Here is a 404-nt window from a genome sequence, read left to right on the forward strand (position 1 = left end):
CTCATGGGTTGAAAACACGGAAGGTGGGTATATCAAAGGTGCAGATGTGCACGTCGTAGAAAAATTTACCTTTCCACTGATCGAAATAGCTCCAAGCGCGACAACCTGGGTAGCCTTCCTGAGTTCTGATCACAGGTATGCACGTAATAGCGGCAGCACGCTGCCGCTATTACGCAAATTTGAACCGTAAGTAAAGTGCCTAGGCCACAGGTTGGTCGAGCGCGCTGCGGCCCATAGTCTGGTCACCAACGTACTTTTGATCGAATGCTGGCCGAGTGAAAATCCTCCGGAGCATAGGCTCGAAGTGCTCCAAAGGGCGAGTCGGGTAATCGGGGTCAAAGGACGATTGGTCCCATTCCTCACAGAAGCGCACACAGCTCTCGTAGTACGGGTGATCCTTGTAC

1 protein-coding gene is annotated in these 404 nt (G+C 52.2%); it reads left to right on the forward strand.

Translation table 11 applies throughout. The features are described from left to right. Nucleotides 1-190 (forward strand): hypothetical protein (locus tag AC1DH9_RS31095; protein WP_477809580.1); only part of this gene is annotated, 190 nt, incomplete at its 5' end. Nucleotides 191-404: the final 214 nt, after the last annotated feature.

The organism is Pseudomonas sp. 05T35 (assembly GCF_056396605.1).